The organism is Streptomyces sp. NPDC057428, assembly GCF_042803195.1.
Classification (GTDB): domain Bacteria; phylum Actinomycetota; class Actinomycetes; order Streptomycetales; family Streptomycetaceae; genus Streptomyces.
Map to the genome: position 1 here is coordinate 13,492 of NZ_JBHVCT010000013.1, position 26,378 is coordinate 39,869.

27 protein-coding genes are annotated in these 26,378 nt (G+C 71.2%); 15 read left to right on the top strand and 12 right to left on the bottom strand.

Going from position 1 to position 26,378, the window contains the following annotated elements; genetic code table 11:
• Positions 1 to 74: 74 nt before the first annotated feature.
• From ACFU5K_RS07705 to ACFU5K_RS07715, 3 genes are all read right to left on the bottom strand, one after another.
• The gene (locus ACFU5K_RS07705; RefSeq protein WP_384057983.1) at positions 75 to 407 is read right to left on the bottom strand and encodes a DUF3817 domain-containing protein; all 333 of its coding nucleotides are present in this window, start codon (positions 405 to 407) and stop codon (positions 75 to 77) included.
• A 76-nt stretch (positions 408 to 483) separates the two neighbouring features.
• Entirely contained in the window at positions 484 to 993 is a 510-nt protein-coding gene (locus tag ACFU5K_RS07710) for a MarR family winged helix-turn-helix transcriptional regulator (RefSeq protein WP_384057984.1), read from the bottom strand.
• A 31-nt stretch (positions 994 to 1,024) separates the two neighbouring features.
• Entirely contained in the window at positions 1,025 to 2,332 is a 1,308-nt protein-coding gene (locus ACFU5K_RS07715) for an MFS transporter (protein ID WP_384057985.1), read from the bottom strand.
• A 73-nt stretch (positions 2,333 to 2,405) separates the two neighbouring features.
• Here ACFU5K_RS07715 and ACFU5K_RS07720 point away from each other — a divergent pair, with 73 nt between their 5' ends.
• Entirely contained in the window at positions 2,406 to 3,383 is a 978-nt protein-coding gene (locus ACFU5K_RS07720; RefSeq protein ID WP_384057987.1) for a DUF5937 family protein, read from the top strand.
• 22 nt (positions 3,384 to 3,405) lie between these two features.
• Here the strand turns inward: ACFU5K_RS07720 and ACFU5K_RS07725 are convergent, their stop codons facing one another.
• From ACFU5K_RS07725 to ACFU5K_RS07735, 3 genes are all read right to left on the bottom strand, one after another.
• Positions 3,406 to 4,749, bottom strand: a complete 1,344-nt coding sequence (locus tag ACFU5K_RS07725) for a glycosyl transferase (protein WP_384057988.1) — start codon at positions 4,747 to 4,749, stop codon at positions 3,406 to 3,408.
• A gap of 169 nt (positions 4,750 to 4,918) precedes the next feature.
• A complete protein-coding gene (locus ACFU5K_RS07730) occupies positions 4,919 to 5,212 on the bottom strand; it encodes an MTH1187 family thiamine-binding protein (protein ID WP_327114513.1) in 294 nt (97 codons plus the stop codon).
• On the bottom strand, positions 5,209 to 5,559 hold the full coding sequence (locus tag ACFU5K_RS07735) for a DUF3817 domain-containing protein (RefSeq protein WP_384057990.1): 351 nt from the start codon (positions 5,557 to 5,559) through the stop codon (positions 5,209 to 5,211). The genes ACFU5K_RS07730 and ACFU5K_RS07735 overlap by 4 nt, the downstream gene beginning before the upstream one ends.
• Positions 5,560 to 5,778: 219 nt before the next feature.
• On the opposite strand from ACFU5K_RS07735, the gene ACFU5K_RS07740 reads away from it, so the two are divergent.
• The 4 genes from ACFU5K_RS07740 to ACFU5K_RS07755 all read left to right on the top strand — a co-directional run bounded on the left by ACFU5K_RS07740 (position 5,779) and on the right by ACFU5K_RS07755 (position 8,415).
• Complete coding sequence (locus ACFU5K_RS07740; RefSeq protein ID WP_384058105.1) at positions 5,779 to 6,411, top strand: AIM24 family protein; 633 nt, start codon at positions 5,779 to 5,781, stop codon at positions 6,409 to 6,411.
• Positions 6,411 to 7,061, top strand: coding sequence for an AIM24 family protein (locus ACFU5K_RS07745; protein ID WP_384057992.1), 651 nt, complete (start codon positions 6,411 to 6,413; stop codon positions 7,059 to 7,061). Before ACFU5K_RS07740 ends, ACFU5K_RS07745 begins: the two co-directional genes overlap by 1 nt.
• Entirely contained in the window at positions 7,058 to 7,843 is a 786-nt protein-coding gene (locus ACFU5K_RS07750) for an AIM24 family protein (protein ID WP_384057993.1), read from the top strand. The genes ACFU5K_RS07745 and ACFU5K_RS07750 overlap by 4 nt, the downstream gene beginning before the upstream one ends.
• A gap of 95 nt (positions 7,844 to 7,938) precedes the next feature.
• Entirely contained in the window at positions 7,939 to 8,415 is a 477-nt protein-coding gene (locus tag ACFU5K_RS07755; RefSeq protein ID WP_384057994.1) for a MarR family winged helix-turn-helix transcriptional regulator, read from the top strand.
• 32 nt (positions 8,416 to 8,447) lie between these two features.
• Here the strand turns inward: ACFU5K_RS07755 and ACFU5K_RS07760 are convergent, their stop codons facing one another.
• A complete protein-coding gene (locus ACFU5K_RS07760) occupies positions 8,448 to 9,890 on the bottom strand; it encodes a sensor histidine kinase (protein ID WP_384057995.1) in 1,443 nt (480 codons plus the stop codon).
• The gene (locus ACFU5K_RS07765; RefSeq protein WP_384058107.1) at positions 9,887 to 10,546 is read right to left on the bottom strand and encodes a response regulator transcription factor; all 660 of its coding nucleotides are present in this window, start codon (positions 10,544 to 10,546) and stop codon (positions 9,887 to 9,889) included. Before ACFU5K_RS07765 ends, ACFU5K_RS07760 begins: the two co-directional genes overlap by 4 nt.
• Before the next feature lie 119 nt (positions 10,547 to 10,665).
• On the opposite strand from ACFU5K_RS07765, the gene ACFU5K_RS07770 reads away from it, so the two are divergent.
• Positions 10,666 to 11,289 carry a PepSY domain-containing protein gene (locus ACFU5K_RS07770; RefSeq protein WP_384057997.1) on the top strand — a complete coding sequence of 208 codons (624 nt, stop codon included), beginning with the start codon at positions 10,666 to 10,668 and terminating at the stop codon, positions 11,287 to 11,289.
• Positions 11,290 to 11,351: 62 nt separating this feature from the next.
• Here the strand turns inward: ACFU5K_RS07770 and meaB are convergent, their stop codons facing one another.
• Both meaB and ACFU5K_RS07780 read right to left on the bottom strand, forming a co-directional pair.
• A complete protein-coding gene (meaB, locus tag ACFU5K_RS07775) occupies positions 11,352 to 12,314 on the bottom strand; it encodes a methylmalonyl Co-A mutase-associated GTPase MeaB (RefSeq protein ID WP_384057999.1) in 963 nt (320 codons plus the stop codon).
• Positions 12,315 to 12,344: 30 nt separating this feature from the next.
• Complete coding sequence (locus ACFU5K_RS07780) at positions 12,345 to 13,547, bottom strand: acetyl-CoA C-acetyltransferase (protein WP_384058001.1); 1,203 nt, start codon at positions 13,545 to 13,547, stop codon at positions 12,345 to 12,347.
• Between the two features lie 134 nt (positions 13,548 to 13,681).
• On the opposite strand from ACFU5K_RS07780, the gene mce reads away from it, so the two are divergent.
• From mce to ACFU5K_RS07815, 7 genes are all read left to right on the top strand, one after another.
• On the top strand, positions 13,682 to 14,110 hold the full coding sequence (mce, locus tag ACFU5K_RS07785; RefSeq protein ID WP_384058002.1) for a methylmalonyl-CoA epimerase: 429 nt from the start codon (positions 13,682 to 13,684) through the stop codon (positions 14,108 to 14,110).
• Positions 14,111 to 14,353: 243 nt separating this feature from the next.
• On the top strand, positions 14,354 to 18,136 hold the full coding sequence (gene scy / locus ACFU5K_RS07790; RefSeq protein WP_384058004.1) for a polarized growth protein Scy: 3,783 nt from the start codon (positions 14,354 to 14,356) through the stop codon (positions 18,134 to 18,136).
• A gap of 174 nt (positions 18,137 to 18,310) precedes the next feature.
• Complete coding sequence (locus ACFU5K_RS07795; RefSeq protein ID WP_384058006.1) at positions 18,311 to 19,249, top strand: cellulose-binding protein; 939 nt, start codon at positions 18,311 to 18,313, stop codon at positions 19,247 to 19,249.
• A gap of 87 nt (positions 19,250 to 19,336) precedes the next feature.
• Positions 19,337 to 20,347 carry an ABC transporter ATP-binding protein gene (locus ACFU5K_RS07800; protein WP_384058008.1) on the top strand — a complete coding sequence of 337 codons (1,011 nt, stop codon included), beginning with the start codon at positions 19,337 to 19,339 and terminating at the stop codon, positions 20,345 to 20,347.
• 5 nt (positions 20,348 to 20,352) lie between these two features.
• On the top strand, positions 20,353 to 21,132 hold the full coding sequence (locus ACFU5K_RS07805; protein WP_384058009.1) for an ABC transporter permease: 780 nt from the start codon (positions 20,353 to 20,355) through the stop codon (positions 21,130 to 21,132).
• A 167-nt stretch (positions 21,133 to 21,299) separates the two neighbouring features.
• On the top strand, positions 21,300 to 22,451 hold the full coding sequence (locus ACFU5K_RS07810; RefSeq protein WP_384058011.1) for an ATP-binding cassette domain-containing protein: 1,152 nt from the start codon (positions 21,300 to 21,302) through the stop codon (positions 22,449 to 22,451).
• Positions 22,448 to 23,326, top strand: coding sequence for an ABC transporter permease (locus ACFU5K_RS07815; protein ID WP_384058013.1), 879 nt, complete (start codon positions 22,448 to 22,450; stop codon positions 23,324 to 23,326). Before ACFU5K_RS07810 ends, ACFU5K_RS07815 begins: the two co-directional genes overlap by 4 nt.
• A gap of 14 nt (positions 23,327 to 23,340) precedes the next feature.
• On the opposite strand, the gene ACFU5K_RS07820 is transcribed toward ACFU5K_RS07815, so the two are convergent.
• Positions 23,341 to 23,670, bottom strand: coding sequence for an ATP/GTP-binding protein (locus tag ACFU5K_RS07820; protein WP_384058015.1), 330 nt, complete (start codon positions 23,668 to 23,670; stop codon positions 23,341 to 23,343).
• 213 nt (positions 23,671 to 23,883) lie between these two features.
• Here ACFU5K_RS07820 and ACFU5K_RS07825 point away from each other — a divergent pair, with 213 nt between their 5' ends.
• On the top strand, positions 23,884 to 24,915 hold the full coding sequence (locus ACFU5K_RS07825) for an LLM class flavin-dependent oxidoreductase (protein WP_384058017.1): 1,032 nt from the start codon (positions 23,884 to 23,886) through the stop codon (positions 24,913 to 24,915).
• A gap of 96 nt (positions 24,916 to 25,011) precedes the next feature.
• On the opposite strand, the gene ACFU5K_RS07830 is transcribed toward ACFU5K_RS07825, so the two are convergent.
• Positions 25,012 to 25,404, bottom strand: coding sequence for an SCO5389 family protein (locus ACFU5K_RS07830; protein WP_103515362.1), 393 nt, complete (start codon positions 25,402 to 25,404; stop codon positions 25,012 to 25,014).
• Positions 25,405 to 25,660: 256 nt separating this feature from the next.
• On the opposite strand from ACFU5K_RS07830, the gene nucS reads away from it, so the two are divergent.
• A complete protein-coding gene (nucS, locus tag ACFU5K_RS07835; RefSeq protein WP_384058019.1) occupies positions 25,661 to 26,332 on the top strand; it encodes an endonuclease NucS in 672 nt (223 codons plus the stop codon).
• The last annotated feature ends 46 nt before the right edge of the window (positions 26,333 to 26,378 follow it).

Here is a 26,378-nt window from a genome sequence, read left to right on the forward strand (position 1 = left end):
TTTACTAGGACGTCCTAGTAAATGTCGATGGCAAACCGCCCGGCGCTTCGCGCGGGGCGGTTCGGCGGGGCGGATCAGGCCTTGACGGTCTGCGGGGAGCCGTCGGTGATCAGCGGCTCCACCTCCTGGACCACCTTGCGCTCGACGAAGAACGCGGCGGTCGGGATCGTGCCGGAGATCAGCACCCAGAGCAGCTTGCCGACCGGCCACTTCGCCTTGGATCCGAGGTCGAAGGCGAAGACCAGGTAGATGATGTAGAGGACACCGTGGATCTGCGAGACGACGAGCGTCAGACCCTCGCCGGTGTCGAAGCCGTACTTGAAGATCATGCAGACGCACAGGATCAACAGCATGACGGCGGTGACGTAGGCCATCACCCGGTAGCGGGTCAGCACACTGCGTTTCATGGCATCGAGCGTATCCGGACGACCGGGGCGATCTTGCGGCGCCCTGCCCCTCGCCCCGCTCCCCCGCGCTGTGCGGCTACCTGTCCTCGAAGTCCCGCGCGGCCACCCGCAGCGGGCGCAGCATCGCGAAGATCTCGGCGCACTCCTCGTCGTCGTACGCCCCGAGTCCGAAGTCCATCGCCATCAGGTCCGCACTGGCCGCCTCGACGACCTCGCGGCCCTTGTCCGTGATGGAGGCGAGGGTTCCGCGCCCGTCGTTGGGGTTCGGACGCTTGGCGACGAGGCCCGACCGCACCAGCCGGTCGACGGTGTTCGTCACGGAGGTCGGGTGCACCATCAGGCGCTCACCGATCTTGGACATGGGCAGCTCACCGGCCTGGGAGAAGGTGAGCAGGACCAGCGCCTCGTAGCGGGCGAAGGTCAGGCCGTACGGCTTGACCACCGCGTCCACCTCGGCCAGCAGGATCTGCTGCGCCCGCATGATCGAGGTGATCGCGCCCATCGAGGGCACCGGCCCCCAGCGCCGGTGCCAGAGTTCCTCGGCGCGGGCGATGGGGTCGAAAGGAAGGCTGAGCGGCTTCGACACGGCACGACCTTACCCACTGGTCACGTGGCGGTCATGCCCGTCTCGCACTTCGGTACCGGACGCGTGTTCTACGGACCTCGGCGGCCAGCAGCAGCGTCGTCACGGCGCCCACCGCCCCCGAGGCGGCGACCACCTGGTGCACCGGGAAGAACTCCGCCGCCAGTCCGGCGAGTGCCATCCCGAGCCCCTGGACCGTCATCAGACCGGCGGTGAGCAGGGTCATCGCCCGGCCCCTCAGGTGCTCGGGCACCGCCTCGACGAACCACTGGTCGAGCCCGATGATGTACGCCCCGCCCGCGCCGGCCAGCACGAGGGCCGCCACGGTCACCGCGATGCCGGGGCGCGAGGCGTACAGCACCAGGGGCAGCAGGCCCACAACGGCGACCGGCAGCACGATCCGGGAGCGGGTGCGTGGCCCGAGGGCGGTCGCGGCGTACACCTCGGCACCGATGTGGCCGACGGCCATCGCGCACATCATCAGTCCGAGGGCCGCCGGTCCCACGCCTGTCGCGTCCGCGTACGGGGCCGCGAGCGCCTCCGGGGCCACCACGAAAAACGCGGGCACCCAGAAGAGGAGCAACAGTCCCCTGGTCTCACGGTTGCCGAGGACGGCGCGGGCCCCAGCGAGCGACTCGTTCATCAGCGTGCCACTGGTGTCCCCTCCCGAACGGGCGGGCCGGACCTTGGTGCCCAGGCGCAGAAAGGCCGCCGAACAGAGGAAGGTGACCACGGTGACGGTGATGGCCCCGCGCGCGGACAGCGCGGCGAGTAGCACCCCGCCCGCGCCGAAGCCGATGAGCAGGGCGCTCTGCGAGACCAGGCGCAGCAGCGAGCGGCCGAGCACATAGAGCGGGCCCTCGCCGAGGATGTCCGTGAGGGCGGCCGTCCGCGTCCCCGTGAAGACGGGCGCCACGGCGGCGACCAGGCAGCGCAGTGCGAGGAGCCCGCCGACGGGAGTGCCCGGGAGCACCATGACGGCGACGCAGCCGGCGCAGATCAGGTCACAGGTGACGAGCACCCGCCGGGCCGGGTAGCGGTCGGCGACGCCGGCGAAGAGGGTTCCGCCCACGATGTACGGGAGGAAGCCGAGCGCGAAGGTGAGGGCGGACAGCAGCGGCGAGCCCGTGAGGTCGTAGACGAGCACAGTGAGCGCGAGCTCACTGACGACGACGCCGAGGAGGGAGAGCAGATGGGCGGCGAAGACCGCCCGGAACTCCCGCACGGCGAACACGCTGCGGTAGCCCCCGGTCCGGGAACGCGGTACGGAATCGGGGGACGGGACGTCGGCGGTGGACTCGTCGCGGGGCGTGCCCGCCGGAGTGGTGGTGTCGCTCGGCATGGACGCAGCGTGGGGCAGGGCCCCCGCCCCTCCGTAGACTTTCGGCTGACGCCGAAACTTGAGTGGGCCCTCCTTGCCGTTCCATCTGCACTTCGACGAGAACGACCTGCTGCGCTGCCGCTTCGCCCTGTCGCCGCTGTGGGAGACCCAGGCGGCCGTACGACTGCTGGCCCGCCCCGGGGCGTACGGCTACCACCTGCCCTGGCTGCGCCGCATCTGCGAGGACGCGGCGGCCCTCGACTTCACCCCGCTGTGGCTGCTCATGCCGGACGGCGGCCACAATCCCGACTTCATCTGCCCGCCGCCCGTCGGCCCCACGACCACCTTCGAGGAAGAGATCGCGGGGGTGCGCGGCGTCGATCCGCTGGTCGCCCGCGACGACATCGCGCTGGCCCTGGCGGAGCGGCCGGACTCCCCAGCCGGCGAGCGGATGCTGGCCGACCCGGTGCGGGCGGTACGGGAACTTGCCGACCTGCTGGAACGAGCCTGGCGGGTCATGGTCGAGCCGCACTGGCCCCGGCTGCGCTCCCTGCTGGAGGCGGACATCGCCTACCACTCGCGCCGCCTCGCCGAGGTCGGCTTCGAGCGCCTGCTCGGCGAGATCAGCCCGCAGTTGCGGTGGACGGACTCGACGCTGACGGTGGCCGGCACCAGGGGGAACCACACCCGGGTGCTCGGTGGCCAGGGACTCGTCCTGATGCCCAGCGCCTTCGTCTGGCCCGACGTGGTCGGCGGGCACGAACCGCCCTGGCGGCCGGCCGTTATCTATCCCGCGCGCGGCATCGGCGGGCTGTGGACCCCGGCCGGTGACCGGACACCGGACGCTCTCGCCCGCCTGCTGGGCCGGGCACGCGCGGATGTGCTGTGCGCGCTCGACGAACCGGCCGGGACCAGCGCCCTCGCGCACCGGCTCTCCCTCGCCCCCTCCTCCGTGTCGGAACATCTGGCGGTGCTGCGCGCGGCGGGTCTGCTCACCTCACGGCGGTACGGCCACCAGGTGCTGTACGAGCGCACGCCGCTCGGCATCGCGCTGGCCGCGCAGGAGACCTGACGCCCGCCGCCGGACCACCGGGTCAGCTGCCCGGCGCGGCAGTGCCCGCGGTGGCTGCGGGAGCGTGCTCCGCGTCCTGGTGGGCGCGGGCCGCACGGTCGCGGGCCGCGCGGGCCCTGCGCTCGCGCAGCCGCGTGAGGCGAAGCGCCGCGGCCGGTGCCAGGGCGACGGGCAGGGCTGCGACCGCCCACGCGGTCATCGGGAAGAGCAGGCAGGTCAGCGCACAGAGCACCCAGTTGGCGAACGCGACGGGGCGCTGGAGGAGGAGCAGCGCGTAGCCGAGCAGCCGGCCCGGAGACACCCGGAACAGCGCCTTCCCGTACAGCGGAGGCAGGGGCCCGTACGGCGCCCGGCCGTGCGGGGAGCCGTCGGCCGTCTCGGCTGTCAGCGTTTCCGAGGTGTGGACGGAGCGCCAGTCGCGTTCGGTCAGCGGGTTGGACCGGGCGTGCATCTCAAGCCCGGTGACCATGTCTCCGTTGACCGGGGCCCGGAAGCCGCCGGCCCGGCGCAGCGCCTCGACGCGTACGACGGTGAAGGTGCCGTCGAGTACGGGTGCCCCGCGGCGGTTGCCCGCGCGCTGGGCCATCGTACGGAGGTGGAACCCGGCATGCCGGCCGTCGTCGTACCTGTCGGCCGGCGGGCCGACCACGAAGGCGGTGTCCGGGTCGCGGAAGTAGCCCGTCGTCCGTTCGAGGAGACCCGGGTGGGGGACGCGGCCCGCCTCCACGCAGGCGATGAGGTCGTAGGCGTCACCGTGCTTGGCGATCCAGGCGTTGTGGTTGCCGTGCTCCGACCCGGCGGCGTGCGGGCCCCGCTCCTGGTTCCACTCGGGCACCCCCCGGCGGGTGAAGTGGTGCACACCGAGCTCGGCACAGAGCATCCGGGCCTCCGGGTCGTCACCGTCGTCGAGCAGCCAGACGTCCAGCGGCCCGGAGTGCGTGACTCGTACCGCGCCCTCCAGGACGGCCCGCACCGCCGGGAGCGGCGCGCCGTCCGGGGCGTACGTGGTGAGGAAGGCGACCGCGGTGCCGGATCCGGGTGCCACGGGAACCGGCACCCTGGCCACCCTGACGGCATACACGGTCAGCGCCGCGTTGACGAGGGCGACCAGCGCGAGCGCGCAGACGGTCAGGAACAACAGCTCCCCGGCGGCCCCGAACCGGTCACCTTGCCCGGCCCCGAAGGCGTGCACGAGCGGGACGAGCGGCAGCAGTCCGCCGAGCACGGGGGCGAATGCCGCCGGGAGAACTGCTCCCGAGGGCCCCTTCTCCGCAGCGAGGAGGGGCCGGTAGCTCACCCGGTACCCGGTCGGGGGCGGCTGGGCGATCCTGCCGCGGTTGTCGTGGTCGTGACCCTCCGACGGCATCGCGCCTCCATCAGTCGAATATGCCTGTATCCCCACAGAAGGGGAGATATGACAAGGTGTCGACCCGGCAAGCCCGAGTGAGCGGATTTCTTGCGCCGAACGGGAAGAACCCCCGGCGCCTGCGGGCGTCGGGGGGCTCCGGTACACGCGGAGGCGGTACGGCCGGGCGTCAGCCCGCGAGGTGGCGTTCCACCGTCTCGACCTTGGACGTCAGGCCGTCGGTCACACCGGGCCGGATGTCGGCCTTGAGCACCAGGGAGACACGGCCCGCGCGGGCCTCGACGGCTGCGACGGCACGCTTCACGACGTCCATCACCTCGTCCCAGTCACCCTCGATCGAGGTGAACATCGCGTCCGTGCGGTTCGGCAGCCCCGACTCGCGGACGACGCGCACGGCGTCGGCGACGTACTCGCCGACGTCCTCACCCACGCCCAGCGGGCTGACGGAGAAGGCGACGATCATGCGTTCACCGTGCCCTCGGCGCGGGCGCGGGCGGCGATGACGCCGTCGGCCTCGTACTTCTTGAGCAGCTTCTCGCCGTACAGCCCGCCGAACGGCACGACCGCGAGCAGGAAGAACAGGCCGACGCGCTTGAGGGGCCACTTGGCCTTGACCCAGACGTCCACGAGGAAGATCACGTAGATCGTGAACAGGATGCCGTGCAGCGCGCCGAGGGGCGGCATCAGGAAGTCGATGTCCGAGACCCGCATGAGCAGCGAGCCGAAGATGAGCAGCGCCGGGAAGGAGAGCGCCTCGGGAAGCGAGATGAGGCGCAGCCGGTGCAGGGCGGAAGCGGTCTTGATGTCCACGAGGGCACCTTCGGTGGGAGGGGCGTGTCGGCTTGTGAACGCACGCACAAGCACAGCCATTGTGGCATCGCGCACCGCATCCCTCGGAGCGGGGTCCCCGGACCGCCCCGAGAGCGCGTATCGGTGCATTTCAGGGCCGAATCAGGGTTCATTCGGGGTGGGATCGGTCACCGGGGCCTGTCCGCGCGACGCCCCGGCGGCTACCGTCGCACCGTGGCGATGTTCCGACTCCAAGGCAGCAAGACGCTGGCCGTCGACCTGACAGGCGATGCCGTCAAGGCGAAGAACGGCTCGATGGTCGCGTACGACGGCCGTATGGACTTCAAGAAGATGTCCGGCGGCGGTGAGGGCATCCGCGGCATGGTGACCCGCCGCCTGACCGGCGAGCAGATGGTGATGATGGAGGTGAAGGGGCAGGGGACCTGCTATTTCGCCGACCGCGCGAGTGAGATCAACCTCGTCTCGTTGCACGGCGACAAGCTGTACGTCGAGGCCAGCAACCTGCTGGCCACGGACGCCGGGCTGCGCACCGGCACCACCTTCACCGGGCTGCGCGGCGGGGCGAGCGGCAACGGCCTGTTCACCACCACCGTGGAGGGGACCGGCCAGGCGGCGATCATGTCGGACGGCTCGGCCGTGGTGCTGCGGGTGACCCCCCAGTACCCGCTGATCGTCGACCCCGGCGCCTACATCGCCCACCAGGGCAGGCTCCAGCAGCACTTCCAGTCCGGCGTGAACTTCCGGACGCTGATGGGCGAGGGCTCCGGGGAGTCCTTCCAGATCCGCTTCGAGGGCGAGGGCCTCGTGTACGTCCAGCCCAGCGAGCGCAACACCGTGGGGGGCGATGTCTGATGCCGTTCCGCGAGGTCAACTCCAAGATGGTCGAGGCCACGGTGGCACCCGGCCAGAAGATGTACAGCCAGCGCGGCGCGATGCTCGCGTACCGAGGCGACGTCTCGTTCACCCCGAACATCCAGGGCGGCCAGGGCGGCCTGGGGTCGATGATCGGCCGGCGGGTGGCGAACGAGGCGGCGCCCCTGATGACCGTCGAGGGGAGCGGCACGGTGATGTTCGGCCACGGTGGCCACCACATCCAGGTGATCAACCTGGCCGGCGACACGCTCTACGTGGAGGCCGACCGGCTGCTCGCCTTCGACGGCACCCTCCAGCAGGGCACCATGTTCATGGGCTCGCAGGGCGGGGTCATGGGCATGGTGCGCGGCCAGGTGACGGGGCAGGGCCTCTTCACCACGACGCTCAAGGGCCACGGCGCGGTCGCCGTGATGGCGCACGGCGGGGTGATCGAACTGCCGATCACCCAGGGCCGGCCGGTGCACGTGGACCCGCAGGCGTACGTCGCGCACCACGGAAGCGTGACCAACAAGCTGTCCACGGCGCTCGGCTGGCGCGACATGGTGGGGCGCGGTTCGGGTGAGGCGTTCCAGCTGGAGCTCAGCGGCAACGGCGCGGTGTACGTCCAGGCGTCGGAGGAGAAGCTGTGAGCACGCCCGTGATCCATGACCCGTCGACGCTGCCGTCCGACGACAACGTCAACTCCTACACCTTCTGCGTGGAGCTCAAGGGGAGCCAGTGGTTCCTGCAGAAGGGCAAGATGATCGCCTACTACGGGCGCATCGACTTCAACGGCATCGGGCACGGACGCTTCGACCGGCTGATCCGCACGAGCTTCCACTCCCCCCTGCACGCCAGTGACTGGGTGGTGGCCGAGGGCAGCGGAAAGATGCTGCTCGCCGACCGGGCCTTCGACGTGAACTCCTTCGATCTGGACGACGGCAACCTGACCATCAGGTCGGGCAACCTGCTCGCGTACCAGCCGACGCTGGCACTGAAGCAGTCGATCGTCCCGGGGTTCCTGACCCTGATCGGTACGGGGAAGTTCGTCGCGGCGTCCAACGGCCCGGTGGTCTTCATGGAGCCGCCGGTGCGGGTCGACCCGCAGGCACTCGTGGGCTGGGCGGACTGCCCGTCGCCCTGCCATCACTACGACCACGGGTACATGACGGGCGTGATGGGCGGCCTGCGGTCGCTCACCGGGATCGGAGGCACCTCCGGCGAGGAGCACCAGTTCGAGTTCGTCGGCGCGGGCACGGTGCTGCTCCAGTCGACCGAGGTACTGATGGCCGAACAGGCGACGGGCGCGGTCCCGCACGAGCCGGGGGTGCCCGGTGGCGGTCCTGGCGGCGGCCCCGGCGGCGGTCAACACGGCTCCACCCCCCGCATGCCCGGTCAGCTGGGGGACCTCCAGCGTCGCTTCGGCCTGTGAACGATAGTCTGCGGAGTGTGACGCCCGGCAGCGCGTGCAAGGAGTCACACTCCCAGACTTCGTCCGGCTTTCAACATCTTAGGTAGAATCCATACATGGAGACCGAGACTGCCACCCGCTGGCTGAACGACGCGGAGCAGTGCGCCTGGCGCACCCACCTTGACGTCAGCAGGCTGCTGACGCATCAGCTGGAGAAGGACCTCCAGCCGTTCGGCCTGACCATGAACGACTACGAGATCCTGGTCAACCTCTCGGAGTCGGAAGACCAGCGCATGCGGATGAGCGACCTCGCCGCGGCCACCCTGCAGTCCAAGAGCAGGCTCTCGCACCAGATCACCCGCATGGAGACCGCAGGGCTGGTCCGGCGCGAGCACTGCGAGTCGGACCGGCGCGGCCTCTTCGCCGTCCTCACGGACCTCGGCGGCGAGACGATGCGCAAGGTCGCGCCCCACCACGTCGATTCCGTGCGCAGCCACTTCATGGACCTGCTGTCACCGGAGGCGCTGGCCGAGCTGCACGCGGCGCTGACCCCCATCGCCGACCATCTGCGCGGCCGCCGCGGCAAGCCGTAGGGCTCCCGCCAGCCGGGCCTGCCGGGGTCCGCTCACGCCCTGCGGGGCAGCCGCAGTGCGAACAGCGCGCCGCCGCCGGACGCCGTGCCGGCCTTGAGCGTGCCCCCGTGCCGCACGGCCACGTCACGGGCGATGGCCAGACCGAGCCCGGCTCCGCCGTCGTCGCGGCTGCGGGCGTCGTCCAGGCGTACGAAGCGCTCGAAGATCCGGTCGCGTTCGCCATCGGGCACCCCCGCGCCGTCGTCGGCGACCTCCACGACCACGCCGCCACGGTCCGCCCGCACCGACACGGCGACCGAACGCACCGCGTGACGCTGGGCGTTGTCCAGGAGATTGCCGACGACCCTGGCCAACTGGCCGCGTGAACCGGAGACTTCAAGACCGTCTTCCTCCCGCACCGAAACCGCCGGGCCGATCCGGTCAGCCGTACGGCGGGAGACCACCTCGCGGACGAGGACGCCCAGATCGACCACCGCGCTCCCCGGCCGCTCCCCCGCGTCCAGCCGGGCCAGCAGCAGAAGATCGGCGGCCAGCGCCTGCAGGCGCACGGTGTCCGCGACCGCACCCGGCACGTCCAGCAGTTCCGGGTGGGCTGCTCCCACCTCCAACTGGGTACGCAGCGAGGCGATCGGGCTGCGCAGCTCGTGCGAGGCGTCGGCGACGAAGCGCCGCTGGCGGTCCACCGACGCCTCCAGCACGGTCAGGGTCTCGTTGGTCGTACGGGCCAGCCGCGCGACCTCGTCGCGCGAGTCCGGCTCGGGCACCCGGCGCCCGAGGTGCTCGGACGCGGTGATCGCGGCCAGCTCCCGCCTGATGCCCTCGACGGGGCGCAGCGCGCGCCTCGTGACGAGCCAGGTCACCCCGGCGACGACGAGCAGCATGACGGGCAGTCCGGTCAGCATGGAGGTGCGTACGGTGCTCACGGCCTCCTGCTCGGCCGCGAGCGGGGCACCCGCGTGGACCGTCAGCGTGACGTCCTTCGACGTGGTCACCTCGACGGCGGCGAAGCGGTAGTCCGCCTCCTCGCCGTCGACCGTCGCGGTGCCGTTGGTGAACTCAGGCGTGTCCGGTGAGACCTCACGGCGTGCCGGGTCGTTCCCGTCGTCGTCGCCGTCGGCATCGTCGTCGCCGTCGGCCTCGTCGTCGTCACCGGGGGCCGACGAGGGCGCCGGGGCGACCCTCGTCGTACCCGTGCCCGAGACGGCCTCCAGGTCCTTCGAGACGGCCACCACGCGGCCCGCCCCGTCGGACACCTGGACGGGGTGGGCCTCCTCGTCGCCCAGCTCGAGCTCCGGGTACGGCACACCCAGGGCGAGCTGTCCGGCCACCTCTCGCGCCGCCACCTCCGCCTCCAGGCCGGCGCGGTCCGTCAGATTGCCGCGCAGCACCAGCAGGACGGCCAGCCCCGCGCCGATCAGGGCGACGGCGACGACGAGGGTGGCCCCCAGCGCCGCCCTCGCCCGTACGGACCTCACCGCGCCTCCAGCCGGTAACCCGCGCCGCGCACCGTGCGGATGGACGTGGCGCCGAGTTTGCGCCGCAGGGTGCTGATGTAGACCTCGACGATGTTCGGGTCCCCGTCGTACGCGAAGTCCCAGACGTGCTCCAGGATGTCCGCCTTGCTGACCACCTCGCCGGCCCGCAGCACGAGTTGTTCAAGTACGGCGAACTCCTTCGCGGTGAGGCCGACTTCGTCCCCGTCCAGATGCACCCGCCGGGCGGCGGTGTCCATCCGCAGCGCGCCGGCGTTCAGCACGGGGGACGCGGAACCGCCGCGCCGGCGCAGCAGCGCCCGGATCCGGGCGACGAGCACGACGTACGAGAACGGCTTGGTCAGGTAGTCGTCGGCGCCCGTGTCCAGGCCCTCCGCCTCGTCGTACTCCCCGTCCTTGGCGGTGAGCATCAGGATCGGCAGCTCGTGTCCGGCCGCGCGCAGGGCGGCACAGATCCGGTAGCCGTTCATCCCCGGCAGCATGATGTCGAGCACCACGAGGTCGTGGACGCCCTCCCCGGCCCGGTGCAGCCCCTCCAGGCCGTCGTGCACGACATCGACGGCGAACCCCTCGGCCGTAAGCCCGCGCGCCAGCGACATCGCCAGGCGCTTCTCGTCCTCCACGATCAACAGGCGTATGGGGACAGCTTCCCAAACCGGACCTGAAGACGCCTTCAGGTGGCTTCAGGCTGGGTTCAGCATCGCGGCGCCAGTGTGGATCCCGTCGCACCGCACATCCCATCGGGGAGGAACACACCATGAAGCGCAACATCACCGTCGCAGCTCTCGCCGCGGTCGTACTCGTCGGCGGCGGGCTCGTCACGACCGCGGCCTTCGCCGACTCCGACAGCGGCACGAAGGAGGACCGGACGGCCGGCGCGGACCGGGCCGCCGGGAGCCCCGGGACCCCGGGGAAGGCGCGGATCAGCGTCGACGAGGCCGTGGACGCCGCTCTGAAGGCCGTTCCGGGCACGGTCACCGAGGCCGAGCTGGACGACGATGACGACGACCGTGACCGCGCAGTCTGGGAGCTGGACGTGTACGGCTCCGACAGGACCCGGAACGACGTGAAGGTGGACGCGCGCAGCGGCAAGGTGCTGTCCGAGCGCAAGGACGACGACAACGACGACCGGGACCGGCACGCGCCTCGCCGGGCAGGCGTCTCCCTCGACGCCGCCGTGCGGGCGGCGCTCGCCGACCGGCCGGGCACGGTGACATCCGTGGACCTGGACGACGACGGGGAGGACGGCGGGGAGGCCGCGCCGCACTGGGACGTCGACGTCACGGGCGAGGACGGTGGCGGGCACGAGCTCCACGTCGACGCGAAGAGCGGGAAGGTCACCGCGGACCGTGCCGACGACGACAGCGACAGCGACGACTGATTTCCGGCGACGCTCCGGAAGGAGGGGCTTCCCGGGCGGCCCGCACGCGGCCCGGGGGACCCTCAGTTCCCGCTGGTGAGTCCCGCGACCAGCTCGTCCGCCGCGGCGTACGGGTCGAGTTCTCCCGCCACGATCCGCTCGGCGAGCGCGTCCAGCCGGCGGTCACCGTGCAGATCGGCGATCCGTTCGCGGAGGGCGGTGACGGCGATCGTCTCGACCTCGCGGGCCGCACGCGCCGTTCGCCGCTCCGCCAGGACGCCGTGCTCCTCCATCCACGCCCGGTGCTTCTCCAGCGCCTCGACGACCTCGTCGATGCCCTCGCCCCGGGCCGCGACCGTCTTCACGATCGGCGGCCGCCAGTCTCCGGGCCCCCGGGACTCCCCGAGGCCCAGCATGTGGTTGAGCTCGCGGGCGGTGGCGTCCGCCCCGTCCCGGTCCGCCTTGTTGACGACGTAGAGGTCACCGATCTCCAGGATTCCGGCCTTCGCCGCCTGGATGCCGTCGCCCATGCCGGGCGCGAGGAGGACGACGGAGGTGTCGGCCTGGGAGGCGATCTCCACCTCCGACTGGCCGACCCCCACCGTCTCCACGAGGATCACGTCGCAACCCGCCGCGTCCAGCACCCTGATCGCCTGCGGGGCCGACCAGGCGAGCCCGCCCAGATGGCCGCGGGTGGCCATCGAGCGGATGTACACACCGGGGTCGGAGGCGTGCTCCGACATCCGGACCCGGTCACCGAGGAGCGCGCCGCCGGAGAACGGCGACGACGGGTCGACGGCGAGGACACCGACCCGCTTGTCCGCCCTCCGGTAGGCGGAGACCAGCGCCGAGGTCGAGGTGGACTTCCCGACCCCCGGCGACCCGGTCAGGCCGACGACGTACGCCCGGCCGGCGAGCGGCGCCAGGGCGGCCATCACCTCCCGCAGGTGCGGGGAGGCTCCCTCCACCAGGGAGATGAGCCGGGCGACCGCACGCGGCCTGCCCTCCCGTGCCTGCTCGACCAGGGTGGGGACGTCCACCTTCACACTCGGCTCCTCGCTCGTTCGTTCGGTGTACTACTTGCCCGGTACGCGGATGATCAACGCGTCACCCTGACCGCCGCCGCCGCACAGGGCCGCAGCCCCGGTGCCTCCGCCGCGCCGCTTCAGTTCGAGCGCCAGGTGCAGCACCACGCGGGCACCCGACATGCCGATCGGGTGGCCGAGTGCGATGGCGCCGCCGTTCACGTTGACCTTGTCCGAGCTGACGCCCAGGTCCTTCATCGACTGGACCGCGACGGCCGCGAAGGCCTCGTTGATCTCGATGAGGTCGAGGTCCTCGACGCCGATGCCCTCCTTCTTCAGGGCGTGCCGGATGGCGTTGGACGGCTGGGACTGGAGGGAGTTGTCGGGGCCCGCCACGTTGCCGTGGGCACCGATCTCGGCGATCCAGTCCAGGCCCAGCTCCTCGGCCTTGGCCCTGCTCATGACGACTACGGCGGCCGCACCGTCGGAGATCTGCGAGGACGTCCCCGCCGTGATCGTGCCGTCCTTGGTGAAGGCCGGGCGAAGCTTGCCGAGCGACTCGGCGGTCGTCTCGGGGCGGATGCCCTCGTCCTTGGAGAAGAGGACCGGGTCGCCCTTGCGCTGCGGGATCTCGACCGGGGTGATCTCGGCCTCGAACAGGCCGTTCTTCTGGGCCGCGGCGGCACGCTGGTGCGACAGGGCGCCGATCTCGTCCTGGGCCGCGCGGGTCAGGCCGAGGCGGGCGTTGTGCTTCTCGGTGGACTCGCCCATCGGGATGTTCTCGTGGGCATCGGTCAGGCCGTCGTGGGCCATCGAGTCGAGCAGCTCGACCGCACCGTACTTGTAGCCCTCGCGGGACTTCGGCAGCAGGTGCGGCGCGTTGGTCATGGACTCCTGGCCGCCGGCCACCACGACGTCGAACTCACCGGCGCGGATCAGCTGGTCCGCGAGGGCGATCGCGTCGAGCCCGGACAGGCACACCTTGTTGACGGTGAGCGCCGGGACGTTCATCGGGATCCCGGCCTTGATCGCCGCCTGGCGCGCGGGGATCTGCCCCGCCCCGGCCTGGAGGACCTGGCCCATGATCACATACTGGACCTGGTCGCCGCCGATCCCGGCCCGGTCCAGCGCGGCCTTGATGGCGACGCCGCCGAGGTCGGCCCCGGAGAAGCTCTTCAGCGAGCCGAGCAGGCGGCCCATGGGCGTACGTGCGCCCGCGACGATCACTGAGGTGGTACCGGTCGTTCCTGACATGAGGCGCAGCCCCTTGGATTGGTTGTGAACGAGGGTTTACCTGAATGTACTGAGCGGTCCCGCGCCCGTCATCCGGCAGTGGGTGTGATCGCGCGCACGTTGCGTAACCATCGGCGGGACGCTGCACTGGTTCCATGCTGACGCGAATCGACCACATCGGAATCGCCTGTTTCGACCTCGACAGGACGGTGGAGTTCTACCGCGCGACCTACGGCTTCGAGGTGTACCACTGCGAGGTCAACGAGGAGCAGGGCGTCCGGGAGGCCATGCTCAAGATCAACGACACCTCCGACGGCGGCGCCTCCTACCTCCAGCTGCTGGAACCGACCCGCGAGGACTCGGCCGTGGGCAAGTGGCTGGCAAAGAATGGCGAGGGTGTGCACCACATCGCCTTCGGTACGGCGGACGTGGACGCGGACGCGGCGGACATCCGCGGGAAGGGCGTCAGGGTGCTGTACGACGAGCCCAGGACGGGTTCCATGGGGTCCCGGATCACCTTCCTCCACCCCAAGGACTGCCACGGGGTCCTGACCGAACTGGTCACCTCGGCAACGGAGCACTGACCCGCCGGATACCCGGCCCGGTAGAGTGGGTGATTCCGGGCCGGGGCCGGGTCGGGGCCGCGCCGCGTCCTCGCCGTTGATCTGTCACCATTCCCCGGGGGACCGCTCGCCGGCGAGCGGTCCTCGTACGGGGTTTGCGACCAGGGTTGGGGTCTCCCCTGCTCAGTGGGGCATCCCCCGCTCGAACGAAGTTGAGAGCTCGGGGGAAGACGTTGAGAGCTCGGGGAAGGATGGGACCGCGCAGTGCGGGGCTACGAAAGCCAGCAGAGCCACCGAGCTGAAGACGACCATCTCTCGCGGTTCGAAGCCGAGATGGACCGGCTGAAGACCGACCGGGAGAAGGCCGTCCAGCACGCCGAGGACCTCGGCTACCAGGTCGAGGTCTTGCGCGCCAAGCTGCACGAGGCTCGGCGCAATCTCGCGACCCGTCCCGCACACGACAGCGCGGACATCGGCTACCAGGCCGAACAGATGCTCCGCAACGCACAGATCCAGGCCGATCAGCTGCGCACCGACGCCGAGCGCGAGCTGCGCGAGGCCAGGGCGCAGACGCAGCGGATCCTCCAGGAGCACGCGGAGCACCAGGCGCGTCTCCAGGCCGAGTTGCACGCGGAGGCCGTACAGCGGCGCCAGCGGCTCGACCAGGAGCTGGCGGAACGCCGCCAGACCGTCGAGTCCCACGTCAACGAGAACGTCGCCTGGGCAGAGCAGTTGCGGGCCAGGACCGAGTCGCAGGCCCGGCGTCTGCTGGACGAGTCCCGCACCGAGGCCGAGCAGTCCCTGGCCGCCGCCCGCGCCGAGGCCGCGCGGCTGGCCGACGAGACGCGTCGGCGGGTCAACTCCGAAGCGGAGGCGGCCCGTACCGAGGCCGAGGGGACGCTGCTGCGGGCCCGCAGGGATGCCGAGCGACTGCTCGACGCCGCGTCCACGCAGGCCCAGGAGGCCACCAGCCACGCCGAGCAACTGCGCTCGGCGGCGACCGCGGAGACGGAGCAGACCCGGCAGCAGACCGCCGAGCTCAACCGCACCGCCGAGCAGCGCATGCAGGAGGCGGAGACCCGGCTGCGCGAGGCCAGGCTGGAGGCCGAGAAGGTCCTCGCCGAGGCCAAGGAGGCCGCCGTCAAGCGGCTGGCCGGCGCCGAGTCGCAGAACGAACAGCGCACCCGTACGGCGAAGTCCGAGATCGCACGGCTGGTCGGCGAGGCCACCAAGCAGGCCGAGACCCTCAAGGAGGAGGCCGAGCAGGCGCTCACCGACGCCCGGGCGCAGGCCGAGCGGGTGGTCGCGGAAGCCGCCGAGAAGGCCCGCACCCTGGCCGCCGAGGACGCCGCGGCCCAGCTCGCGAAGGCGGCCCGCAGCGCCGAAGAGGTCCTGACCAAGGCTTCCGAGGACGCCAGGTCGACGACCAGAGCCGCCGGTGAGGAGGCCGACCGGATCCGGCGCGAGGCCGAGGCCGAGGCGGACCGGCTGCGCGGCGAGGCCGCCGAGCAGGCCGACCAGCTCAAGGGCGCTGCCAAGGACGACACCAAGGAGTACCGGGCCAAGACGGTCGAGCTGCAGGAGGAGGCGCGCAGGCTGCGCGGCGAGGCCGAGCAGCTGCGTTCCGAGGCGGTCGCCGAGGGCGAGCGCATCCGCGGCGAGGCCCGGCGGGAGGCCGTCCAGCAGCTCGAGGAGGGCGCCAGGACCGCCGAGGAACTGCTCACCAGGGCGAAGGCCGACGCCGAGGAGCGGCGGACCTCCGCGAGCACCGAGGCCGAGCGGGTCAGGACCGAGGCGGCCGAGCGTGCCGCCACGCTGCGCAAGCAGGCCGAGGAGGCCCTCGACCGCGCCCGCGTCGAGGCCGAGAAGCTGAGCACCGAGGCGGAGGAACAGGCAGCTGCCCTGACCGCCGCGGCGGAGACGGCGGCCGAGGCCCTGCGCGAGGAGACCGAGCGCGGCGTCGAGGCCCGCAGGGCCGAAGCGGCCGACGAGCTGACCCGGCTGCACACCGAGGCCGAGGCCCGGGTCACCGCCGCCGAGGAGGCTCTCGGCGAGGCTCGTACGGAGGCGGAGCGCATCCGCCGCGAGACGAACGAGGAGTCCGAGCGGCTGCGCTCGGAGGCCGCCGAACGGCTGCGCACGCTCCAGGAGCAGGCGACGACCGAGGCCGAGCGGCTGCGCATCGAGGCTGCCGCGGACGCCGCGCAGTCCCGTGCCGAGGGCGAGTCCGTGGCCGTACGGCTGCGCAGCGAGGCGGCTGCGGAGGCCGAGCGCCTGAAGACCGAGGCCCAGGAGACCGCCGACCGGGTGCGCTCCGAGGCCGCGGCCGCCGCCGAGCGGGTCGGCGCGGAGGCCGCCGAGGCTCTGGCGGCCGCCCAGGAGGAGTCCAACAGGCGCCGCCGCGAGGCCGAGGAGACGCTGGATTCCGCCCGCGCCGAGGCGGAGCAGGAGCGCGAGCGCGCCCGCGAGCAGAGCGAGGAGCTCCTCGCCTCAGCGCGCAAGCGGGTCGACGAGGCGCAGGCGGAGGCGCAACGGCTGGTCGAGGAGGCCGAGAGCCGGGCCTCGGAGCTGGTCTCCGCGGCCGAGCAGACCGCCCAGCAGGTGCGGGACTCCGTCGCCGGGCTGCAGGAGCAGGCCGAGGAGGAGATCACCGGGCTGCGCTCGGCCGCCGAGCACTCGGCCGAGCGGACGAGGAACGAGGCCCAGGAGGAGGCGGACCGGGTCAGGGCCGACGCCTATGCCGAGCGCGAGCGGGCCGCCGAGGACGCCAACCGTGTGCGCCAGGTCGCGCACGAGGAGTCGGAGGCCGCGAAGTCCCTGGCCGAGCGGACCGTCTCCGAGGCGATCACCGAGTCGGAGAAGCTCCGCTCGGACACCTCGGAGTACAGCCAGCGCGTCCGCACCGAGGCTTCGGACGCCCTCGCCTCGGCGGAGCAGGACGCCTCGCGTGCCCGTGCCGAAGCCCGCGAGGACGCCAACCGGATCCGTTCGGAGGCGGCGGCGCAGGCCGACCGGCTCATGGCCGAGGCCACGAGCGAGAGTGAGCGGGTCCGTACCGAGGCCACCGAGGAGTCGGCCCGGTTCGTCGGAGAGGCGGCCGACGAGGCGGAGCGGCTGCGGGCGGAGGCGGCGCAGAGCGTCGCAGCGGCCCAGGAGGACGCCGCCCGGACGCGCGAGGAGTCGGAACGGCTGCGCGCCGAGACCGAGGCCGCGGCCGAGCAGGTGCGCGCGGACGCCCGCCAGGAGGCGGACCGGCTGCTCGACGAGGCGCGCGAGGCCGCGGCGAAGCGCCGAGCGGACGCCGCCGAACAGGCCGACAAGCTCGTCGAGAAGGCCCGGGAGGAGGCGCTGCGCTCCGCCACCGAGGCCGAGGAGCAGGCCGACAGAATGGTAGGCGCGGCTCGCGACGAGGCCGTCCGGATCACCTCCGGTGCCACCGTCGAGGGCAACACCCTGGTCGAGCGGGCCCGCACGGACGCGGACGAGCTGCTGGTGGGAGCACGCCGGGACGCCACCGCCACCCGGGAGCGCGCGGAGGAGCTCAGGGCCCGGATCGAGAGCGAGGTCGAGGAACTGCACGAGCGTGCCAGGCGCGAGACCTCGGAGCAGATGAAGACGGCCGGCGAGCGCGTCGACAAGCTCATGAAGGCCGCGACCGAACAGCGTGAAGAGGCCGAGGCGAAGGCCAAGGAGCTGCTGAACGACGCGAACTCGGAGGCGAGCAAGGTCCGTATCGCCGCCGTGAAGCGCGCCGAGTCGCTCCTGAAGGAGGCCGAGACCAAGAAGGCCGAGCTGACCCGTGCGGCCCAGAAGCTGCACGCCGACGCCGAGGCCGAGGCGCAGCAGATGGTCGACGAGGGCCGCCGGGAGCTGGATCTGCTGGTCCGCAGACGGGAGGACATCAATACGGAGATCTCCCGTGTCCAGGACGTGCTCGAGGCGTTGGAGTCTTTCGAGGCTCCAGGTGGGACGGGTAAGGCCTCGGGGGGCGTCAAGGCCGGTGCCTCGGTGGGCAACCGGTCGGGCGGCAAGACGTCGGACGGCTAGCCGCGGACGACTTTGCCATGAAGATTTAATCCTTCGAGTGGCAAGCACTCCGGAGGTCAGCCACTCAAAAGGGGTGTCATTCTCCATACCAAAGCGGCATCTTCACGTTGACACGCCGCCAAGGCCCCTAGGATTCCCTCTAACACCTCACCGGTCTCATTCGACAGGAACCCCATGAGCGACCCTTCCTCCCCCTTCGGCTTCGAGCTCGTGCGACGTGGATACGACCGCGGTCAGGTGGACGACCGCATCACCAAACTCGTCGCCGACCGTGACAGCGCCCTCGCCCGAATCACCTCACTGGAAAAGCGCATCGAGGAGCTCCACCTCGAGACGCAGAACGCCCAGGCCCAGGTCAACGACGCCGAGCCGTCGTACGCCGGCCTCGGTGCCCGTGTCGAGAAGATCCTCCGCCTCGCCGAGGAGGAGGCGAAGGACCTGCGTGAGGAGGCCCGCCGCGCGGCCGAGCAGCATCGTGAGCTCGCCGAGTCGGCCGCCCAGCAGGTGCGCAACGACGCGGAGACCTTCGCCGCCGAGCGCAAGTCGAAGGCCGAGGACGAGGGCGTCCGCATCGTCGAGAAGGCCAAGGGCGAGGCGAGTACGCTGCGCACCGACGCGCAGAAGGACGCCCAGCAGAAGCGCGAGGAGGCGGACGCGCTCTTCGAGGAGACGCGCGCCAAGGCCGCTCAGGCCGCCGCTGACTTCGAGACGAACCTCGCAAAGCGCCGCGAGCAGTCGGAGCGCGACCTCGCGTCCCGTCAGGCGAAGGCCGAGAAGCGCCTGGCCGAGATCGAGCACCGTGCCGAGCAGCTCCGCCTGGAGGCCGAGAAGCTCCGCACGGACGCCGAGCGCCGGGCCCGCCAGACGGTGGAGACCGCGCAGCGCCAGGCCGAGGACATCGTGGCCGACGCCAACGCCAAGGCCGACCGGATCCGCAGCGAGTCGGAGCGCGAGCTGGCGGCGCTCACCAACCGCCGCGACTCGATCAACGCCCAGCTGACCAACGTCCGCGAGATGCTGGCGACGCTGACGGGTGCCGCGGTCGCCGCCGCCGGTTCCCCGGCCGACGACGAGCCCGCCACCCGCGGGGTCCCGGCCCAGCAGAGCCGCTGACGGCCCACGTACATCAGCTGTACCCCTTGCGCGCCCGGTTCCGCCTTTGTGGTGGCGCCGGGCGCGCGGCCGTTCTAGCGTGAACGCATGATCGAGCTGGACGGCCTCACCAAACGCTTCGGCAGCAAGGTTGCTGTTGACCATCTGTCATGCCGGGTCAAGCCGGGCATGGTGACGGGATTCCTCGGCCCGAACGGCGCCGGCAAGTCCACGACGATGCGGATGATGCTCGACCTCGACAACCCGACCAGCGGCACGGTGCGCATCGACGGCAGGCACTACCGCGAGCTGCAGGAGCCGCTCAAGCACATCGGCGCGCTGCTGGACGCCAAGTCGATGCACGGTGGGCGCAGCGCGTACAACAACCTCCTGTGCCTCGCCCAGAGCAATCGCATCCCGGCGAGCCGGGTCGCCCATGTGCTCGACACCGTCGGCCTGAGCGCGGTGGCGAGGAAGAAGTCCAAGGGCTTCTCGCTCGGTATGGGGCAGCGGCTGGGAATCGCCGCGGCGTTGCTCGGCGACCCCGAGATCCTGATGTTCGACGAGCCCGTCAACGGCCTGGACCCGGAGGGAATTCACTGGATCAGGAATCTGATGAAGACCCTCGCGGCCGAAGGCCGGACGATCTTCGTCTCCTCACACCTGATGAGTGAAATGGCCCTGACCGCAGACCATTTGATCGTCATCGGCCAAGGCAGACTGCTCGCCGACACCTCGATGGCCGACTTCATCCGCGAGAACTCCCGCAGTTTCGTGCGGATGCGCTCCCCGGAGCAGGAGCGACTGCTCGACGTGCTGCACACGGAGGGCGTCGTCGTGGTCGAGTCGGGCAACGGCACGCTGGAGATCGACGGCGAGTCCTCGGAGCGGCTCGGGGAACTCGCCGCGCGGCACGGGATCGTGCTGCACGAGCTGAGCTCCCAGCAGGCCTCTCTGGAGGAGGCCTTCATGCAGATGACCGCGGGCTCGGTGGAGTACCACGCGCACTCCGACCGGGACGGCGCACCGCCGGTAACGACGCCGGCTCCGGCTCCGGCGGGTCCGGACTGGGGCGAACAGTGGAACCAGCAGGCCGGCGACGGCACGAAGGGCGCGTGACGGCGATGGCATCGGTACCCGCGGTCCTGAATTCCGAATGGACCAAGATCCGGACGGTCTCCTCGACCACCTGGACGCTGATCTGCGCGTTCGCCGTCACCGTCGCGATCGGGGCGGCCCTCAGCGCCGTGCTGAACAGCCAGTTCGACGACCTCTCCGACGCCGAGCGCGCGACCTTCGACCCGACCTTCGTGGGCTTCTCCGGCCTGATCCTGGGGCAGCTGGCGATGGTCGTCTTCGGAGTCCTGGTGGTCGGTACGGAGTACAGCTCCGGCATGATCCGCACCTCGCTCGCGGCCGTGCCGCAGCGGGGCACGTTCCTCTTCAGCAAGATCGCGGTCGCGGGCGTGCTCGCGACGCTGGTCGGCCTCGTCACCAGTTTCGTGACCTTCTTCCTCAGCCAGGCCCTGCTCGGCGACCACAACACCGACATCGGCGCGCCGAACGTCCTGCGCGCCGTCTTCGGCGGCGGGCTCTACATGGGTCTCATCGCGATCTTCTCCATGGGCGTGGCCACGATGCTGCGCAGCTCCATCCTGTCGCTCGGCATCCTGATGCCGTTCTTCTTCCTCGTCTCGCAGATCCTCTCGGCCGTCCCCGGGGCCAAGAGCGTGGCCCGCTACTTCCCCGACCAGGCCGGCTCCGAGATCACCCAGGTCGTCCCGGACGCCATGAACAGCGACCCCGCTCCGTACGGGCCGTGGGGCGGGCTCGGGATCATGGTGCTGTGGGTGATCGCGGCGCTGCTGGGTGGCTATCTCGTCCTGAAGAAGCGGGACGCCTGACCGGAGGCCGGGCTTCCGCCCGGCGGCCGTCGTCCCGCGACCATCCCGACGCCCCGCGCAACGGCTTGGCCGGAACCACCGGGGGCTGGTTATCCTCCTATGACTTACGGGGGCGTACGGCCGGCCGGCCTGGGCCCCGACGACAGATAAGTCGATGGGGCTGGAGAATGATCGAGGCAGTCGGCCTGACGAAGCGCTACGGCGCGAAGACGGCCGTGCACAACCTTTCCTTCCAGGTACGCCCGGGAGCCGTGACGGGGTTCCTCGGTCCCAACGGGTCGGGCAAGTCCACCACCATGCGCATGATGCTCGGCCTGGACCGGCCGACGTCGGGACATGTGACGATCGGCGGTCACGCCTTCCGCAGCCTTCCCAACGCGCCGCGCCAGGTCGGGGCGCTCCTCGACGCCAAGGCCGTGCACGGGGGCCGCAGCGCCCGTAACCACCTCCTCAGTCTGGCTCAGCTGGCCGGTATCCCCGCGGCCAGGGTGGACGAGGTCCTCGGCGTCGTCGGGCTCCAGGACGTCGCCGGGAAGCGCTCCAGCGGCTTCTCCCTCGGTATGGGGCAGCGGCTCGGGATCGCGGCGGCGCTGCTCGGGGATCCCCAGGTGCTCCTCTTCGACGAGCCGGTGAACGGGCTCGACCCCGAGGGCATCCTCTGGGTCCGCAACCTCATGAAGCGGCTGGCCTCGGAGGGGCGCACCGTCTTCGTCTCCAGCCACCTGATGAGCGAGATGGCGCTCACGGCCGATCACCTGATCGTGATCGGGCGGGGGCAGTTGCTCTCCGACATGAGCGTCACGGACTTCATCTCGGCCAACTCCGCGGACTTCGCCCGGGTGCGGGTCGCGACGGACGGGCCCGAGTCCCGGGAGAAGCTGACGGCCTCGCTGACGGAGGCGGGCGGCCGGGTCATGACGGAGCCGGACGGCGCCCTGCGCGTGACGGGGCTGCCGCTCCCCCGGATCAGCGATCTGGCCCACGGGTCGGACGTGAGGCTGTGGGAGCTCTCGCCGCACCAGGCGTCGCTGGAGGAGGCGTACATGCGGATGACGCAGGGCGCCGTGGACTACCGCTCGACCGCGGACGCCAAGGCGGGGCTCCAGCCTCCGCAGCCCGGCTACGGCTACGGGCAGCCGGCGTCCGTGGGGTACGCGCAGCCCGGGTACGCGCCCCAGGGGCCCGAGGCCCCGCAGCAGGGCTGGTACGCCCCGCCCCCGCCGGGACAGAACCCCTACGCCGGCTCACCCGTGGCCGCACCGGCACCCGCGCCCGCCGCCGAGGCGGCCGGGCACACGACCAGCGAGGACTCCCGATGACGACGCCGGCGACTCCGCCGCCCCCGCAGGCACACCAGGCCCCCGGACCGCAGCACCCGCAGCAGGACCGGGGCGCGCCGGCCGGGCTCTACGCCTCACCGATCCCCGTACGCACGCCCGGCCTCGGTGACGCGATCGCCTCCGAATGGACGAAGATCCGCTCCGTGCGCTCCACGATGTGGACGCTCGGCGTGATGGTCGTGCTGCTGGTCGGCATCGGTCTGCTCACCGCGTTCGCCGTGAGTGTCTCGGACGGGAACCTGAACGGGGCGCCCGTGCTCAGCCTCGGGTTCTTCGGCGTGCTGCTCAGCTCGATCTGTGTGATCACCCTTGGGGTGCTCACCATCGCGTCCGAGTACGGCACGGGAATGATCCGTACGACGCTGACCGCGTGCCCCAGCAGGGCGCGGATCCTGATCGCGAAGTCGATCGTCTTCTTCCTGCTCGCCTTCACGATCACCACGGTGACCACCGGGATCGTCGGGGTGCTGCAGACGGCCATGCTGGACGGGGCCACGGCCGACGCCGCCTCCTGGGTGCGTGCCACCGTGGGTGTCGGCCTCTACGTCGCGACGCTCGGGCTGCTCTCCCTCGCGCTCGGCGCGCTCATCCGGCATTCGGCCGGCGCGATCACGATCATGATCGCGGTGGTGCTGCTCCCGCTCGTGCTCGCGATGTTCATGTTCTCGGCGTCCCTCGCGGACGTGCAGCAGGCACTGTTCGAGTACTCCATCCCCAACCAGCTGGGCGCGATGTACGACGCGTCGGTGACCACGTCGGGGCCGGTCGGCTGGGAGCCGCTGTGGATCATCATCGGCGTGACCGCGGTGGTCATGGCCGGTGCCTTCGCCGCGCTGGACCGGCGCGACGTCTGACCCAGAGCCTGCTCTCAGTAGCGCGGAGCGTTCCTGGACCGCTGCACCCTCGTGGTGCGGCGGTCCCTCGCGTTCCAGCAGGCCTTGTGCCAGTGCCTCCGGTCGTCGATGCCGCCGAACTCGGGCCAGGCCACCATGTGCGGGACACCGGACGGGATCTCCTGGTCGCAGCCGGGGCAGCGGTAGCGCTTTCCCGCCGCGCTCGCGCCGCTCACGGGGCGCACCGACCACTCCTCGCCCTGCCAGCTCTCGGTCGCACCGCCGCTGCCGTACCGATCCCCCGGCTCTCGTTCGTTGCCGGCGGGACTCTCGCCGCCTCTGGGGCGGTTGCGGCGCGGGGACACGGAACACCTCACGTGGCGGTACGGGGCGGATTGTTCCGTCCAGCCTAGAGCCATCGGCGGCGTACCGGGTGCGGGTGGGGCGCCTGAGTGGCAGAGGGGCGAGTGGGTTACCGGAAAATCGCAACAACTTCGCCGTGGACCGTGCCTTTGGCACGTGTCAGACGTTGTTGCCAGTGGGGGACAGCCGCGTCGGCCGTAAGGAGGCAGAAGGCGATGCGCGTAGGAACGTTCGTACTGGCAGCACAGTTTCCGGGTCAGGGGCAGGGCGAGGCCCTCCACCGGGCAGTCCGGTCCGCCGAGGTCGCGGAGGAGTCCGGACTCGATTCGGTCTGGCTGGCAGAACATCATTTCGTGCCGTACGGGGTGTGCCCGTCCGCCACGACACTGGCCGCGCTGCTGCTCGGCCGCACCCGCAGGATCCGGGTGGGCACGGCGGTGAGCGTGCTGCCCAACCAGCATCCGGTGATACTCGGCGAACAGGCAGCGCTGCTGCACCTGACCAGCGGCGGCCGCTTCACCCTGGGAGTGGGGCGCGGTGGCCCGTGGGTCGACCTGGAGGTCTTCGGAGGCGGCCTCGACGCGTACGAGCGGGGCTTCCCCGAGGCCTTGGAACTGCTGCTCGACTGGCTGGACAAGCCCCGGGTGGCGGGCGGCGGAGAGCGCTTCGGCTTCCGCGAGGTGGCCGTGGTCCCCCGCGCCGACGAGCTCCTCGGAGACGGTCCGGCGGGCCCCGAGGTGATCGTCGCGTGCACCTCGCAGAAAAGCGTGAAACTCGCCGCTGGAAAGGGTTTGCCGATGCTGCTCGGGATGCACTGCGGCGACGAGGACAAGGCGGACATGGTCGCCCTGTGGCGGTCTGCCGCCCGGGAGGCGGGCCAGCCGCCGGAGGTGGTGGAGCGGGTGGAACACGTGTCCGCAGGGGTGGCTCAGATCGCCGACCGTCCCGCGGACGCGGTGGAGACGCTCGTGAAGGCGATGCCGGGGTGGCTGCGCCAGGGGCTCGGCGCCCATGTGACGGTCGACGGCCGGCACCGGGTGATGCGCGACCCCGTGGCGTACACGGAGTTCCTGTGCGGCCTTCATCCGGTGGGACCGCCCCGTCTCGCCGCCGACAGGCTGGCGGCCACGGCGGAGCGCACGGGCATCACTCGATTCGCCCTCATGGTGGAGGGATCGGGCGACCTCGCGGCGACGGAGACCAATGTGCAGCGGCTGGGCACGGAAGTGCTGCCGTTGCTGAAGTGACGGGTTCACGCTGGTTGTCCTGGTGGTGCGGTGGTACGGAAGCTGCCGCTCCGGAGCCAGTTGCACCTCCCGCGGCCCGGAGCGGCAGCGGAAGCGTCAGCAGTCCCGCAGTTCGGGCGACTGGTTGAGCAACTGGCCCCTCACCGAGGTGAATCGGGCCAGCCGCTCGTCGACCGAAGCGTCCAGCGGGAATACGGCGATGCGGTGGCAGTTCTGGAATGCCAGGCGCACTCCGAAGTGCCGCTGCAGCGCGCCGCGTATCGCATCACTCGCGAGCGCACGCAGCAGCTGACCACGTGCCTGCTCGTCCGGCGGGGGCGTCTGGTTGTCGGCGAACTCTCCGCCGTCGACCTTCAGCTGTGCCACCAGGGAGCTGATCATCTCCCATGCGTAGGGCAGGGAGGTCCGGACGCAGTCGACGAAGTCGGCTTCGTCGACCTCGCCTCGCTCGGCCTGTTCCAACAGCGCCGGTGAGACGTCGAGCGACATGGGTTCTCCTCTCGCGACCCCGACGGGTGGCCGGGGCCTTACGGGCAGGGCAGGGCGGCGACGCTGCGTACACAGACGGCGACCTCCTGCTTCCACGTTAAGGGCGCGGTCCGGGCCGCACCAGGAGATTGGGAACACAACCGGCCAATAACGAACGGTCGCAAAGAGGGGCAAGCCCGATCGGCGTCCGTCGAGGGGTGCCGCCAGGGGGCCGGGAATCGCGTGGACCCCGCGTCGTCGAGTAGCGTTGCCGACCATGCGTCTCGTCATCGCCCGTTGCTCCGTCGACTACGCGGGCCGGCTCACTGCCCACCTGCCCTCCGCCCCCCGTCTGATCCTGGTGAAGGCGGACGGCAGCGTCTCGATACACGCCGACGACCGGGCGTACAAACCGCTCAACTGGATGTCGCCGCCCTGCACCCTGAAGGAGGGCGCCGGCGACAGTGAGGGCGTCTGGACCGTGGTGAACAAGGCGGGCGAAAAACTGATCATCACTATGGAGGAAATCCTCCATGACTCGTCCCACGAGCTGGGTGTCGATCCAGGTCTCATCAAGGACGGTGTGGAAGCGCACCTCCAGGAGCTGCTCGCCGACCGCATCGAGACGATGGGTGAGGGTTACACCCTGATCCGCCGTGAGTACCCGACCGCGATCGGCCCGGTCGACATCCTGTGCCGGGACGCGGACGGCGCGACGGTGGCCGTGGAGCTGAAGCGGCGCGGGGACATCGACGGCGTGGAGCAGCTGACCCGCTATCTGGAGCTGCTCAACCGCGATCCTCATCTGGCCCCGGTGCGCGGCGTGTTCGCGGCCCAGGAGATCAAGCCGCAGGCGCGGGTGCTGGCGACCGATCGCGGTATCGGGTGCCTGGTCCTGGACTACAACGCGATGCGCGGTATCGAGGACGACAAGCTGCGGCTGTTCTGACCCCGGGGGCCGCACAGTCCCCGTCACGCCGTACGGGCCCGCATTC

What these genes read in the sequence shown, in the direction of transcription:
- ACFU5K_RS07740 (WP_384058105.1), top strand. Translation starts at nt 5,779, where the DNA reads ATGTTCCGACTCCAAGGCAGCAAGACGCTGGCCGTCGACCTGACAGGC.
- ACFU5K_RS07795 (WP_384058006.1), top strand. Translation starts at nt 18,311, where the DNA reads ATGAGCGACCCTTCCTCCCCCTTCGGCTTCGAGCTCGTGCGACGTGGA.
- ACFU5K_RS07780 (WP_384058001.1), bottom strand. Translation starts at nt 13,547, where the DNA reads ATGTCAGGAACGACCGGTACCACCTCAGTGATCGTCGCGGGCGCACGT.
- ACFU5K_RS07745 (WP_384057992.1), top strand. Translation starts at nt 6,411, where the DNA reads ATGCCGTTCCGCGAGGTCAACTCCAAGATGGTCGAGGCCACGGTGGCA.
- ACFU5K_RS07805 (WP_384058009.1), top strand. Translation starts at nt 20,353, where the DNA reads ATGGCATCGGTACCCGCGGTCCTGAATTCCGAATGGACCAAGATCCGG.
- ACFU5K_RS07725 (WP_384057988.1), bottom strand. Translation starts at nt 4,749, where the DNA reads ATGCCGTCGGAGGGTCACGACCACGACAACCGCGGCAGGATCGCCCAG.
- ACFU5K_RS07715 (WP_384057985.1), bottom strand. Translation starts at nt 2,332, where the DNA reads ATGCCGAGCGACACCACCACTCCGGCGGGCACGCCCCGCGACGAGTCC.
- ACFU5K_RS07800 (WP_384058008.1), top strand. Translation starts at nt 19,337, where the DNA reads ATGATCGAGCTGGACGGCCTCACCAAACGCTTCGGCAGCAAGGTTGCT.
- nucS (WP_384058019.1), top strand. Translation starts at nt 25,661, where the DNA reads ATGCGTCTCGTCATCGCCCGTTGCTCCGTCGACTACGCGGGCCGGCTC.
- ACFU5K_RS07730 (WP_327114513.1), bottom strand. Translation starts at nt 5,212, where the DNA reads ATGATCGTCGCCTTCTCCGTCAGCCCGCTGGGCGTGGGTGAGGACGTC.
- mce (WP_384058002.1), top strand. Translation starts at nt 13,682, where the DNA reads ATGCTGACGCGAATCGACCACATCGGAATCGCCTGTTTCGACCTCGAC.
- ACFU5K_RS07770 (WP_384057997.1), top strand. Translation starts at nt 10,666, where the DNA reads ATGAAGCGCAACATCACCGTCGCAGCTCTCGCCGCGGTCGTACTCGTC.
- ACFU5K_RS07815 (WP_384058013.1), top strand. Translation starts at nt 22,448, where the DNA reads ATGACGACGCCGGCGACTCCGCCGCCCCCGCAGGCACACCAGGCCCCC.
- ACFU5K_RS07830 (WP_103515362.1), bottom strand. Translation starts at nt 25,404, where the DNA reads ATGTCGCTCGACGTCTCACCGGCGCTGTTGGAACAGGCCGAGCGAGGC.
- ACFU5K_RS07705 (WP_384057983.1), bottom strand. Translation starts at nt 407, where the DNA reads ATGAAACGCAGTGTGCTGACCCGCTACCGGGTGATGGCCTACGTCACC.
- ACFU5K_RS07810 (WP_384058011.1), top strand. Translation starts at nt 21,300, where the DNA reads ATGATCGAGGCAGTCGGCCTGACGAAGCGCTACGGCGCGAAGACGGCC.
- ACFU5K_RS07825 (WP_384058017.1), top strand. Translation starts at nt 23,884, where the DNA reads ATGCGCGTAGGAACGTTCGTACTGGCAGCACAGTTTCCGGGTCAGGGG.
- ACFU5K_RS07755 (WP_384057994.1), top strand. Translation starts at nt 7,939, where the DNA reads ATGGAGACCGAGACTGCCACCCGCTGGCTGAACGACGCGGAGCAGTGC.